The organism is Dysgonomonas gadei ATCC BAA-286, from assembly GCF_000213555.1.
In the GTDB taxonomy this organism is placed as follows: Bacteria; Bacteroidota; Bacteroidia; order Bacteroidales; family Dysgonomonadaceae; genus Dysgonomonas; species Dysgonomonas gadei.
Genome location: NZ_GL891979.1, coordinates 317,521 through 330,311 on the forward strand (window position 1 = coordinate 317,521; position 12,791 = coordinate 330,311).

The 12,791-nt window shown below is 41.8% G+C and carries 11 protein-coding genes; all 11 read left to right on the forward strand.

What is annotated here, in order from left to right; translation table 11 throughout:
* Window positions 1-284 precede the first annotated feature (284 nt).
* The 11 genes from HMPREF9455_RS01290 (at window position 285) to HMPREF9455_RS01340 (ending at window position 12,756) form a co-directional block, all read left to right on the forward strand.
* Window positions 285-1,376, forward strand: coding sequence for an isochorismate synthase (locus tag HMPREF9455_RS01290; protein ID WP_006797753.1), 1,092 nt, complete (start codon window positions 285-287; stop codon window positions 1,374-1,376).
* A 73-nt stretch (window positions 1,377-1,449) separates the two neighbouring features.
* Window positions 1,450-3,111, forward strand: coding sequence for a 2-succinyl-5-enolpyruvyl-6-hydroxy-3-cyclohexene-1-carboxylic-acid synthase (gene menD / locus HMPREF9455_RS01295; protein ID WP_006797754.1), 1,662 nt, complete (start codon window positions 1,450-1,452; stop codon window positions 3,109-3,111).
* 126 nt (window positions 3,112-3,237) lie between these two features.
* Window positions 3,238-4,059 (forward strand): 1,4-dihydroxy-2-naphthoyl-CoA synthase, encoded by an 822-nt coding sequence (menB, locus tag HMPREF9455_RS01300; protein ID WP_006797756.1) that lies wholly within the window; start codon window positions 3,238-3,240, stop codon window positions 4,057-4,059.
* Between the two features lie 116 nt (window positions 4,060-4,175).
* A complete protein-coding gene (locus HMPREF9455_RS01305; protein WP_044215390.1) occupies window positions 4,176-5,234 on the forward strand; it encodes an o-succinylbenzoate synthase in 1,059 nt (352 codons plus the stop codon).
* A 7-nt stretch (window positions 5,235-5,241) separates the two neighbouring features.
* Window positions 5,242-6,315: an AMP-binding protein gene (locus HMPREF9455_RS01310; protein WP_006797758.1), complete on the forward strand. Its 1,074-nt coding sequence runs from the start codon at window positions 5,242-5,244 to the stop codon at window positions 6,313-6,315.
* Window positions 6,316-6,451: 136 nt separating this feature from the next.
* Entirely contained in the window at window positions 6,452-7,216 is a 765-nt protein-coding gene (locus HMPREF9455_RS01315; protein ID WP_006797759.1) for an amidohydrolase, read from the forward strand.
* Entirely contained in the window at window positions 7,217-8,809 is a 1,593-nt protein-coding gene (locus tag HMPREF9455_RS01320; protein ID WP_044215313.1) for a thiamine pyrophosphate-dependent enzyme, read from the forward strand.
* Window positions 8,806-9,390, forward strand: coding sequence for an indolepyruvate oxidoreductase subunit beta (locus HMPREF9455_RS01325; protein WP_006797761.1), 585 nt, complete (start codon window positions 8,806-8,808; stop codon window positions 9,388-9,390). Before HMPREF9455_RS01320 ends, HMPREF9455_RS01325 begins: the two co-directional genes overlap by 4 nt.
* A gap of 289 nt (window positions 9,391-9,679) precedes the next feature.
* Window positions 9,680-10,990, forward strand: a complete 1,311-nt coding sequence (locus HMPREF9455_RS01330) for an aminotransferase class I/II-fold pyridoxal phosphate-dependent enzyme (protein WP_006797762.1) — start codon at window positions 9,680-9,682, stop codon at window positions 10,988-10,990.
* Window positions 10,991-11,021: 31 nt separating this feature from the next.
* Window positions 11,022-12,323 (forward strand): phenylacetate--CoA ligase family protein, encoded by a 1,302-nt coding sequence (locus HMPREF9455_RS01335; RefSeq protein WP_006797763.1) that lies wholly within the window; start codon window positions 11,022-11,024, stop codon window positions 12,321-12,323.
* 7 nt (window positions 12,324-12,330) lie between these two features.
* Window positions 12,331-12,756 (forward strand): hypothetical protein, encoded by a 426-nt coding sequence (locus tag HMPREF9455_RS01340; RefSeq protein WP_006797764.1) that lies wholly within the window; start codon window positions 12,331-12,333, stop codon window positions 12,754-12,756.
* Window positions 12,757-12,791: the final 35 nt, after the last annotated feature.

Consider the following 12,791-nt stretch of genomic DNA (forward strand, 5'->3'; position numbering starts at 1 on the left):
TGTTATTATTTAATATCTTATTTAGTGCTTGATTAACAATGCTGTTTAACATTTTGTTTTATAGAAATTGATTATATCTATTAGATAGATTCTATCTATAATGCAAACTCAATGTTACAAATTCATGCATGTGAAACGATTGTAGCTTTGCTTGAAAAAAAATGCAGATCTGTAAATATGTTGTACAACATATTTTGAAATAAAAAAGTCAACTGAATATAGCTGTATGATGCCCTATTTAGTGTACTTTTGTAAATTAGATTTTAATCAACGTTATGTTTTAAATGGAATTTAATCAAGATTTCGATTATAGTATTTTTGATTCCCTGATTGAAAAAAATGTATCCTTTGCCGTATACAGGCAGGCAAGGCAACAAGATATACATCTGGTATTACAAACATCACAGGCTGCTCTATGTTTAGATTCTTTGTCCGATCTGAATGGAAAGACAGGTTTTGTTATTGCTCCTTTTCGTATCTCGGAAGATACTCCTCTTATTGTTATTCATCCTGATATCTGTCTGAAAGGAGAAGCGGTAGTATTCAGCTATTTATCAGATTATCATTCTGAAGGGATTTCATCGGCGATTAATATTCATAATCAGACCTCTGTTAATTCGTTCACCCAATATAGTTCTGACTATACTACCTTTTATTCAGCGTTGTCTGAAAATAAATTACAAAAACTGGTGCTTTCCCGTACATTCGATGTGGAAAGGAAGCGTAGTTTTTCGGCAGGTACGTCTTTCCGTGAGGCATGTGGGAAATATCATTCCAACTTTGTATTTCTATGCAATACTCCCCAAACCGGGGCTTGGATGGGTATTTCTCCCGAATTGCTTGTCTCGGAGCAGGATGGAATCTATAAAACTGTAGCGCTGGCAGGCACTAAAAAAGTATCGCCCGAAGATTGGGATGATAAGAACCGGAAAGAGCAGCAGATTGTTGTTGATTATATGCAGCAGCAGCTTAATCAACTGTGTGGAGATGTAATACAGAGTGGGCCATTTACTGCGCAGGCAGGAAATATAGAGCATTTGAAAACCAAATTCTCGTTTAAGCTGAAAGATGGATACAAGATAGGGGATTTGCTCGCCTTGTTGCATCCCAGCCCCGCAGTATGCGGGTTTCCGAAAGAATCGGCTTTCATTTTTATCCTTAAGAATGAATCGTATGACCGTCGCTATTATTCGGGGTTTGTAGGTCCATTGGATATCGAGGGAAGCAGCCGCCTGTATGTAAATCTGAGATGTATGCAGATGGGGGACGACCTGCTTCGGCTTTATGCGGGAGGAGGTATGCTTCTTTCTTCCGAACTGAAACCGGAGTGGGAAGAAACAGAAAATAAATTGCAAACGATATTGTCAGTAATTTAAAAGTGAAAAATGAAGAACGAAGAATTAAAAGTATTTTTCACTTTTCGTTTTTCACTTACAAATTGTAACTAAAATGTTCTCAGTAAAGAAAAATGTATTACAAACGGTAGCGATGCTTAAGGCGTACGGGATACGGCATGTGGTAATGTCTCCCGGTTCACGCAATGCACCATTGATGCAGACATTTTCGCAGGATTCGTCTTTCGATTGTCATGTGATCGTGGACGAGCGTAATGCGGCATTCTATGCACTGGGTATTATCCAGTGTACCCGTAAGCCTGTCGTAATCTGTTGTACATCGGGTACCGCCTTGCTCAATTATGCTCCGGCTGTAGCGGAGGCATACTACCAGCAATTACCTCTGATAGTGGTTTCGGCGGACCGTTCGCAGGAATGGATAGGACAAATGGACGGGCAGACATTGCCGCAGGCAGGAGTTTTCGGTTCGTTGGTAAAGAAATCTGTGAATCTGCCGGAAATAGAAACAGAACGGGATACATGGTTTTGCAACCGTCTTATAAATGAGGCCTTGATTGATTGTATGACTGATGCTCAGGGGCCTGTACATATCAATGTACCTATATCGGAACCCTTATTCGATTATTCGGTGGAGAAACTTCCCGAGGTAAGAAAAATAAATCTTGCCTCTATTGAAAAATCGGTTGATACAACACCTTTTTCGGATAAGTGGAACCATTTGCCCAAACGTATGATTATAGTTGGGCAGTTACCAAAATCGCCCGGATTAGTAAAGGTTTTGGAGAAATTAGTGGGACGGAATGACTGCGTCGTTTTGGTAGAGCATCCGTCCAATTGTGTTTCACCTTTGTTCATATCCAATTTCGATGCTTTATTATATGCTATCCCCGAAGAAAAGAAGACTGATTTTGTACCCGATTTGGTTGTTACTATCGGTGGGCATATCGTTTCAAAGCGATTGAAGCAATTTCTAAGGGGGAATAAGCCTGTAAGTCACTGGCATATTACTCCGTCGGGCGAAGTGGTAGACCTTTTCCAATCCCTCACAGATTTGGTTGAGACTGATAACGAGAAATTTCTCAATGCTTTGTATAATGCCATTTCAGCAGATGAACAAAGGCCATATTCCGGTTTATGGAAAGAGGCTTCGGAGAAGATAACGGAACCGTCTTCTGAGACACTGTTTTCCGATATCCGGGCTATGGGTGATTTCCTGAAATGCTTACCGGACAATTCTGTTTTGCATTTGGCTAACAGTTCTACCGTGCGCAATGCACAGCTTTATACATTGGACAAATCAGTAGACGTATTTTGTAATCGCGGGACGAACGGGATAGAAAGTTCATTGCCTTCGGCTATTGGTTTTGCATCCGTTTACGAGGGCATAACCTATTTGGTTATAGGCGATCTGAGTTTTTTTTACGGACTGAATTCATTGTGGAATATTTCACATATAAAGAATCTGCGGGTACTGCTCGTCAATAATGGCGGCGGCGGTATTTTCCACCTTCTACCGGGATTGAATAAGGCTCCATCGCTGAAGCAATATGTTGCTGCAACGCATAATACCGGAGCTGGAGAATGGGTGCATGCTTCGGGTATGAAATATCTTTCGGCTACCAACGGGGAAGAACTGAGTAAGGCTTTCGAGACATTTATGAATGAGACGATCCAGGAATCTATGGTGCTTGAAGTAATTACTGATATGGAAGTAAGCAAAGCAGCTTTCAAGGATTATTATCATAAACTAAAATAATGAATTAATGTGACAATATGCCAATGTGCCAATGGAACAACGGCTGGTTGTATAATTTGATACTTGATGATATATTTATTGGCACATTGGCATATTTACTAATTAGCAAATTGAAAAAATAATATTATGGCAACAAGAGAATGGCAAACCATTAAAGAATATGAAGAAATCCTGTTCGATTATTTCGAAGGGATAGGTCGTATAACAATCAACCGTCCGCGTTATCGCAACGCATTTACTCCTACCACGACTATGGAGATCAGTGATGCGCTTCGTATATGTCACGAAAATCAGGATATCTATGTCGTAGTGCTTACAGGCGCGGGAGATAAAGCTTTCTGTGCTGGAGGAGACCAGAATGTAAAAGGTAAAGGCGGATATATAGGTAAAGATGGTGTCCCACGCTTGCAGGTGCTTGAAGTGCAGAAACAGATACGTTCAATGCCTAAGCCTGTTATTGCTATGGTAAACGGTTATGCTATTGGTGGGGGACATGTATTGCACGTTGTTTGTGACCTGTCTATTGCGTCCGAAAATGCGATCTTCGGACAGACCGGCCCTCGTGTAGGCAGCTTCGATGCCGGATTCGGGTCATCATATCTGGCGCGTATAGTGGGACAAAAAAAGGCTCGTGAAATATGGTTCCTTTGTCGTCAGTATTCAGCGCAGGAAGCTCTGGATATGGGACTGGTAAACACTGTTGTGCCTTTCGATCAGCTGGAAGACGAAACTGTGAAATGGGCGCACGAAATGATGCAGCACAGCCCTATGGCGCTGCGTATGATAAAAATGGGACTCAATGCCGAACTTGACGGGCAATCTGGTATTCAAGAACTGGCCGGAAATGCGACTTTACTTTATTACCTGACAGATGAGGCGCAAGAAGGAAAGCATGCATTCCTCGAAAAGCGTAAGCCGGACTTCAAAAAGTTTCCTAAGTTTCCGTAAGGCCCCCTAAATCCCCCGAAGGGGACTTTAGGCAAAGCCACGAAAAGATAAAAGATAATTACTAATATATACTTTCTTTGAGTTCCTCCCCTTTGGGGAGGCTAGGAGGGGCCGATATGCTTAAAACCAGGATCATACCCTATACTCTCCATTTTAAGCGTCCCGCAGGGACATCGCGTGGAGTTTATCACGACCATAAAATATGGTATGTGGTGGCGGCTGATACATCCCGGCCCGAACGGTGGGGGATAGGGGAGTGTGCCCCGCTTTTTGATCTTAGCTGCGACTATGACGAAAATTATGAGGATAGGCTATCTTATTTTTGCCAAAAACTGGAGCAGGACGGAAAACTGGATATAGAAACATTGCGTCCGTATCCATCCATTCTCTTTGGTCTGGAGACGGCAATGAGGCAGTTGGAGCAAGGCTGTTTCCGTTTATGGGATACTCCGTTTGCCCGGGGAGAGAAAGGAATTCCTATCAACGGGCTTATATGGATGGGTGATTATGATTACATGCTCGAACAGATAGAATCTAAGTTGGAACAGGGTTTTCACTGTGTAAAACTCAAGATTGGAGCCATCAATTTTGACCAGGAACTAGACCTCCTTCGCTATATCCGTAAACATTATGACCCTGATAAAATAACATTGCGTGTGGATGCAAACGGGGCATTTTCGCCGGACGATGCACCGGAAAAATTGAAACGGCTGGCCGAACTGGATTTGCATTCTATCGAACAACCCATTCGTGCCGGACAATGGGACGATATGTCCAGACTAACAGAAATAACACCTTTGCCGATAGCGCTCGATGAGGAACTGATCGGAGTTAACCATCCTGAAGAAAAGAAACGCTTGCTGGAAACTATAAAACCACAATACATTATTCTGAAACCGACCTTACATGGAGGAATCATCGGTGCAACGGAATGGATAGAATTGGCCCGGTCAATGGATATCGGCTGGTGGATAACTTCTGCTTTGGAATCGAATATCGGGCTGAACGCGATAGCTCAATGGTGTTCTACTTACAATAATCCGCTTCCTCAAGGGCTTGGCACGGGAGGCTTATATACGAACAATATAGAGATGCCATTGTTTATACAAGATGATTGTCTTTGGATAGTCAACAGTGAATACTTTCCAGTGAACAGTTCGTTTCTTAATTTGTAACTTAAAAATGTATCAGCTTTATATAAAAAGGCAAATAATAACAATAGACGGCGGGTCTTATACTCCTGATATTTTCCGGAGCAAAGGAATACCGGCCTTTGCCCTCAAGTCGGATTTTCATTACAGTCTTTATTTATTTCTGAAGGAGTGGTTTTCCCGTTCACCGTTGATCAGGGTGCAAACATCAGGTTCAACAGGTGTACCCAAAGAAATGATGGTGGAAAAAGAGCGGATGATGCGCAGTGCGGAACTTACCTGTTCTTTCCTCGGATTAAAAGAAGGGAACAAAGCCCTGCTGTGTATGTCACTGGATTATATTGCAGGTAAAATGATGGTGGTACGTGCGTTGATCGCAGGCATGGATTTGTATCCTGTTACTCCTTCGGGCAATCCGTTGAAAGATACAAAAGTAACATTCGATTTTGCAGCGATGATTCCTATGCAGGTGTATAATAGCTTGCAATCTGAAAAAGAACAGAAGAAACTGGAAAAAATAAAAAATCTTATAATAGGAGGAGGAGCGGTTGACTTCCGTCTGGAAGAAAAACTGAATTTTTTTCCTAATAACATATATTCTACATATGGAATGACCGAGACCCTTTCACACATTGCTTTGCGCAGGCTGAACGGAGAGAGTGTTTCCGGATCATATATCCCGTTTCCATCGGTTGCACTATCATTGTCGGATGATAATACATTGATAATAGATGCGCCGTTGGTAACAAGTGAAAAACTTTATACAAACGATATTGCGGAGATAGATAAAGACGGAAGTTTCCGTATCACAGGACGCAAAGATAATGTAATTAACAGCGGAGGAATAAAGATTCAGATAGAAGAAGTTGAAAAGATATTGAAGTCTCTTATCAATAGTTCTTTTGCCGTTACATCTCTTCCCGATCCTAAATTTGGAGAAGCACTGATTCTTGCTGTGGAAAAAGATGTTGATCCGGAGATATTGAAAGATATCCAGCCTACATATTACATTCCTAAAAAGATTATTAAGGTGGATAAAATTCCTTTAACAGAGACGGGTAAGATAAGCCGTATGGAATTGAAGAAGTTGGTAAGTGAACTTTAATGAGATATTTTATCATCTTGTTCAAACTCTTTCCATATAATTAGTAAAATAATATCCTTAAATCATTTAAAATTGCAAATTGTCATTTCGGCTTTTCGCTAAAAATCTTTATCTTCGGTGCATATATCTAATGCACATGAACATTATACTATTACAAACCGACATACAGTGGCAAAAGCCAAATGAAAACAGGACGCATGCAGAGACGATAATCGACACGTTACCACAAGCAGATTTGGTTATCTTACCTGAAATGTTTACCTCCGGTTTTTGTATGGCCCCCGCAGAAGTTGCTGAGAAGGCTGGCTCCCCGACTCTTCATTGGATGCAAACAATCGCTATGAAAAAGAAGGCGGCGATTGCAGGAAGTGTCTCTGTAGAAGAAGACGGCAAATATTACAACCGTTTCTATTTCGTAAAACCCGATGGCAGTTATGCCGCCTATAATAAGAAGCATCTGTTTACATTCTCAGGTGAAGACAAAGAATACGCAGCGGGAAACGAGAGGGTGATAGTGGAATATAAGGGTGTAAGAATATTGCTGCAAATCTGTTATGATCTGCGCTTTCCTGTATTTTCCAGAAACAGGGGAGATTATGATATGATTATCTACGTTGCCAATTGGCCTACTGTCCGTATCGATGCATGGAATACTCTGCTCAAAGCGCGCGCTATCGAGAACCTTTGTTATATAGCGGGGGTGAATAGGGTGGGAGACGATCCTACAAATAAATATAGCGGAAGTACAGTACTTCTCGACTATTTAGGAAAAACAATTGTAGCGGCGGAAGAGGGACAGGAGAATGCAGTTTGCGGGAAGATAGATATGCAGATGTTAAAAGACTTTCGTGAAAAATTTCCGGCGCTCAACGATGCCGATAAATACAGAATAATCAATTAAATGAGAGAAAAACTATTAATGCTGGGTGACCAGGCTATTGCCCTGGGTGCTATCCACGCAGGCATTACGGGAGTTTATGCTTATCCCGGAACGCCTTCTACAGAAATTACGGAATACATTCAGGATTCACCATTAGCAAAGGAGCGGAATATTCACAGTCAATGGTGTACCAATGAAAAAACTGCTGTGGAAACGGCTCTAGGCGTGTCCTATATTGGAAAGCGGGCATTGGTATGTATGAAGCATGTAGGACTGAATGTTGCAGCCGATGCTTTTATTAATTCGGCAATGACAGGAACGAACGGCGGGCTGGTAGTCTTAGTGGCCGACGACCCCTCGATGCATTCTTCACAGAATGAGCAGGACTCACGTTTCTATGGTAAGTTTGCGTTTACGCCTATATTCGAACCATCGTCGCAACAGGAGTCATATGATATGGTTCGTTATGCTTTCGATATTTCGGAAAAATACGAATTGCCTGTATTGATGAGGCTGACTACCCGTATGGCACATTCGCGTGCTGTGGTTGAAATATCAGAAATCAGAGAGCAGAACGAAATAAATTTTCCCGAAGATAAATCCCGTTGGGTGCTACTTCCTGTAAATGCAAGAAGAAGATATAACGAACTTTTGGCTGCACAACCCGAATTGGAGAAGATTTCGACCGAATCCCCTTATAATCTTTATAAGAAGGGTAGCAGGCAAGGTATCATTGCTTGCGGAATAGGGTATAACTACCTGATGGAGAGTTTTCCGGACGGATGTGACCGCACTGTGTTAAAAATATCACAGTATCCTTTGCCGAAAGAGCTTATACGGGAAGTGCTGAATGAATGCGATGAGGTCTTGGTTCTCGAAGACGGGCAACCTTTTGTAGAGGAGCAGCTTCGCGGATTGCTGGATGAAACAGGAAAGGTTAAAGGACGCCTGACGGGCGAATTGCCTCGGGTGGGAGAACTTACTCCCGACAATGTTCGCGCAGCATTGGGTTTCTCGGTTAAGCTGTATCAGGGAGCAAGTGAAAATGTTGTACCCCGTCCGCCGGCACTTTGTACAGGTTGTGGACATAGGGACGTGTATGACGCATTGAATGAAGTGCTTCGTGAATATGAAAATGCGAAAGTGTTTAGTGATATAGGTTGTTATACGCTTGGAGCATTGCCACCTTTCCGGGCTATAGATACCTGTGTGGATATGGGTGCGTCTATAACGATGGCTAAAGGTGCTGCTGATGGAGGTTTGTTCCCATCGGTAGCGGTTATTGGCGATTCCACTTTCACTCATTCAGGAATTACAGGATTATTGGATGCAGTAAATTCGAATGCCAGTGTGACCATTGTTATTTCAGATAATTTGACTACGGCTATGACCGGAGGGCAGGATTCGGCAGGATACGAAAAATTGGAAGATATATGCTTTGGTGTGGGTGTGGAAAAAGAACACCTGCGCATTGTGATTCCGTTACCGAAGAATATAGAGGAGATAAAGAATATTATTCGTGAAGAAATTGAATATAATGGTGTTTCAGTTATTATTCCCCGCAGAGAATGTATACAGACACTGAAAAAACATACAAAGAAAAAAATAATATGAAACTCGATATAATACTTTCAGGTGTAGGCGGACAAGGGATACTTTCCATTGCTGCCATTATTGGAGAGGCATCGCTTCGCGAGGGATTACATATCAAACAGGCTGAAGTACATGGAATGAGCCAACGGGGAGGGGATGTACAATCTAATCTTCGCATATCGTCAAATCCGATACATTCCGACCTGATTGCAAAAGGAACTGCCGATGCCATTATATCATTGGAACCTATGGAGGCTTTACGCTATATTCCATACTTATCAGAAGAGGGCTGGGTGGTGACAAATATTTCTCCTTATGTCAATATTCCCAATTATCCCGGGTTGGATACGATCCTCAAAGAATTATCATCATTGCCCAATGTCATACTTCTGGATGTGGATGCTATTGCTAAAGATGCTAAAGCGGCCAAGGCTGCCAATATGGTATTGCTGGGGGCTGCTTCTGTGATATTGGGTATAGAAGCATCGAAACTGGAAGAAGCTATTGCGCAGGTATTCGGACGCAAAGGAGAATCTGTAGTAGAGATGAATATAAAAGCTTTCAGAGAAGGACAAAGTGCAGGCAGAAAACAAGTGAAATAATAAGAAGAATGATTCTTGTTTGTCATGCTTGAGGAACGAAATATCCGGGAGTATTGCAGGCTAAATGTATAAAGACTATATTTTTGAGGTAAAAGTTTATCTATGTAGATAGCTGTTAGCCGGTAGTTCTTTGAATAGTTTTAAGTAATAAGTAACACGAATGAAGAAAGCGTAAATAGTGTTACTTCTGTTACCTTTTAACTATGTATAGTTAATAAAAGTGAAATTTTAAGATGAGGATAGTGAAAAAAGTGTCAGATATGTCAGATTTTAACAAGCAGTTTATAATATGCAAAACAGAGTATTTAGTCAGGAACTCGTAAATCAGGTTGTTGACGAACTGAAAATAACAAACCTTGAGAAAGCTACCATCGGTGAAGTGTTACTTTTGGCATCGCGACTTGAACAGGTTACAGGCATCCCTTTTATCCGTATGGATCAGGGTGTACCCGGTCTTAAGCCTTGCCAGATAGGTATAGATGCGGAAAAGAAAGCGTTGGATGAGGGTGTGGCTTCGATGTATCCTGCTGCCGCAGGTGTTCCTGTGTTGAAGGAAGAAGCATCCCGTTTTGTTAAAGCGTTTCTCGATGTTGATATATCATCCGGCTCATGCATACCGGTTACAGGTTCTGTTGCAGGCTCTTTCAGCTCATTTATAGTTTGTAATCAACGGGATAAAGAAAAAGATACTGTATTGTTTATCGATCCCGGATTCCCCATACAGAAATCCCAATTGAAGATACTTGATATTCCATATATCGAATTTGATGTTTACAATCACAGAGGTGCAGGATTGAAAGCCAAACTTGAAGGGCTATTGGAAAGAGGAACTATATCATCTGTTGTTTATTCTAACCCCAATAATCCGGCATGGATTTGCCTGACGGAAGATGAATTGCAGATAATAGGAGAATTGGCCACAAAATATGATGCGGTCGTTATTGAAGATTTAGCCTATTTCGCTATGGATTTTCGTACCGATTTCGGTAAGCCTTTCCAACCGCCTTTTGTTCCTACTGTAGCAAGATATACAGACAATTATATTTTGATGCTTTCGTCATCTAAGATATTCAGTTATGCGGGACAACGTGCCGCGGTGCTTTGTATTTCGGACCCATTATTTTTTCGTAAATTTGAATCATTGGCAGAGAAGTATTCCGGCTCAGGTGTTTTCGGTTCTACATTTATAGGGGAAATATTGTATATGATTACCTCCGGCATAACCCATTCTACACAGTATGGTTACGCAGCAATGCTAAAGGCTGCATCGGATGGTGAATTAGACTTTGTAAAAGAGACAAGCGAATATGGCAGGCGTGCCTGCCGGATGAAGGAGTTATTCAATAAGTACGGATTTCATGTGGTATATGACAAGGATATAGACAGGGATATTTCCGATGGCTTCTTTTTCACAATCGGTTACAATGATATGTCTTGCGCCGAACTGATGCGGGAGTTGTTATATTATGGAATAAGTTCTATCGCTTTGTCTACTACAGGAAGCGAGCAACAAGGTATCAGAGCATGCTGTTCGCGTATGAGTGAAGATCTATATACTGTATTAGATGAACGATTAAGATTTTTCAAATTAGACCATTGATAACATAAACGACTAAAAAAACTAATATATTATGATTTGGAACGAACCGAAAGAGTGCATGAGCCTCGAGGATAAACGAAACCTGCAAGGTGAGCGTCTGCGTAAGCTGGTGGAGAAGGTATATCACAGTACTCCTTTCTATAGACAGAAAATGCAGGAGATGGATATTACACCCGGCGACATTCGTTCGGTGGAGGATATCGTAAAACTACCTTTTACCACAAAACAGGATTTGCGTGACAATTATCCTTACGGTTTGTTTGCAGTGCCTATGTCACAGATTGTGAGACTGCACGCCTCATCGGGAACAACTGGCACACCCACTGTAGTCGGTTATACCCGTCGCGATTTATCCATATGGTCTGAGATGACCGCCCGTTGTCTGAGTGCTTTCGGTACCGATCAGAACGATATTTTTTCGGTAGGCTATGGTTACGGACTCTTTACCGGAGGACTAGGTTTACACTATGGAGTGGAACACTTGGGGGCAACGGTTATTCCCATGTCTACAGGAAATACAGCTAAACATATTCAGCTTGCACGCGATTTTGGAGCTACGGCTCTTGCCTGTACTCCGTCTTATGCCCTTTATTTGGCAGAGTCGATAGCGAAGACAGGCATTCCCCGTGAGGAATTCAGGTTGCGAACTGCCATTCTGGGTGCGGAACCATGGACAGAGAATATGCGCAAAGAGATAGAAGCAAAGCTGGGCGTAGATGCCTACAACATATATGGGTTGAGTGAGATAATGGGGCCGGGCGTGTCGCACGAGTGCCGGTACAAAGACGGTTCCCATATTATAGATGACCATTTTTTACCTGAAATTGTATCACCTGACACATTAGAGCAAATGCCATATGGAGAACAGGGAGAATTGGTGTTTACCACTCTTACAAAGGAGGGTTTACCTTTATTGCGTTACCGTACCAAAGATCTTTGTTCATTGACGGAAGAACCTTGTAAATGTGGACGTACCAGTGTGCGCATGAGCCGTATAGTAGGGCGTAGCGACGATATGCTGATTATCCGCGGAGTGAATGTGTTTCCATCGCAGATAGAAAGTGTAATACTGGAAATGGAAGAATTTGAACCGCACTATCTGCTGATAGTAGACCGCGTAAACAATCTGGATATACTGGAGGTACAGGTTGAAGTCCGGGACGGATATTTTTCGGATGAAATCTCAAAGATTATGGCATTGAAAAAGAAGATAGCTCATCGCCTGCAAAGCGTACTTGGAATCAGTGCCGATATAAAACTGGTTGAGCCTTACAGTATCAAACGAAGTGAGGGTAAGGCGCAGCGTGTAATTGATAAACGTATCTTTAATTGATTAGCTTATGACAATAAAACAACTATCTATTTTTGTAGAAAATAAGACCGGACGACTAAATGAGGTAGCGCATATACTGGGTAGGAATGGAGTGAATATGAAAGCGTTCAGCCTTGCTGAAAGTGCCGACTTCGGGATTTTACGTCTGATAGTATCCGATGTGGATTTGGCTGTAAGAGTACTAAAAGAGGCTCATTTAGGAGTAAGTGTAAATGATGTGCTTTGTCTGTCGTGTCCCAATACACCGGGTTCATTAGCTGCCATATTGGAATATTTGGCTAAGGAAGATGTATTTATTGAATATATGTATGCCTTTTCGAATGGTGAGAGGGCCAATGTGGTTATAAGGCCAACAGATATAAAAAAATGCGTCGAGATATTGACTGTAAATAATTGCGAATTATTAAACCAGGATAGGATAAAAGGATGCTGATATCCTTTCCCTAATAAAGCGACCTTTGGTTCGAT

Coding starts and splice junctions, on each gene's coding strand:
- HMPREF9455_RS01320 (WP_044215313.1), top strand. CDS start 7,217: ATGAGAGAAAAACTATTAATGCTGGGTGACCAGGCTATTGCCCTGGGT.
- HMPREF9455_RS01305 (WP_044215390.1), top strand. CDS start 4,176: ATGCTTAAAACCAGGATCATACCCTATACTCTCCATTTTAAGCGTCCC.
- HMPREF9455_RS01330 (WP_006797762.1), top strand. CDS start 9,680: ATGCAAAACAGAGTATTTAGTCAGGAACTCGTAAATCAGGTTGTTGAC.
- HMPREF9455_RS01335 (WP_006797763.1), top strand. CDS start 11,022: ATGATTTGGAACGAACCGAAAGAGTGCATGAGCCTCGAGGATAAACGA.
- menB (WP_006797756.1), top strand. CDS start 3,238: ATGGCAACAAGAGAATGGCAAACCATTAAAGAATATGAAGAAATCCTG.
- HMPREF9455_RS01315 (WP_006797759.1), top strand. CDS start 6,452: ATGAACATTATACTATTACAAACCGACATACAGTGGCAAAAGCCAAAT.
- HMPREF9455_RS01340 (WP_006797764.1), top strand. CDS start 12,331: ATGACAATAAAACAACTATCTATTTTTGTAGAAAATAAGACCGGACGA.
- HMPREF9455_RS01290 (WP_006797753.1), top strand. CDS start 285: ATGGAATTTAATCAAGATTTCGATTATAGTATTTTTGATTCCCTGATT.
- menD (WP_006797754.1), top strand. CDS start 1,450: ATGTTCTCAGTAAAGAAAAATGTATTACAAACGGTAGCGATGCTTAAG.
- HMPREF9455_RS01310 (WP_006797758.1), top strand. CDS start 5,242: ATGTATCAGCTTTATATAAAAAGGCAAATAATAACAATAGACGGCGGG.
- HMPREF9455_RS01325 (WP_006797761.1), top strand. CDS start 8,806: ATGAAACTCGATATAATACTTTCAGGTGTAGGCGGACAAGGGATACTT.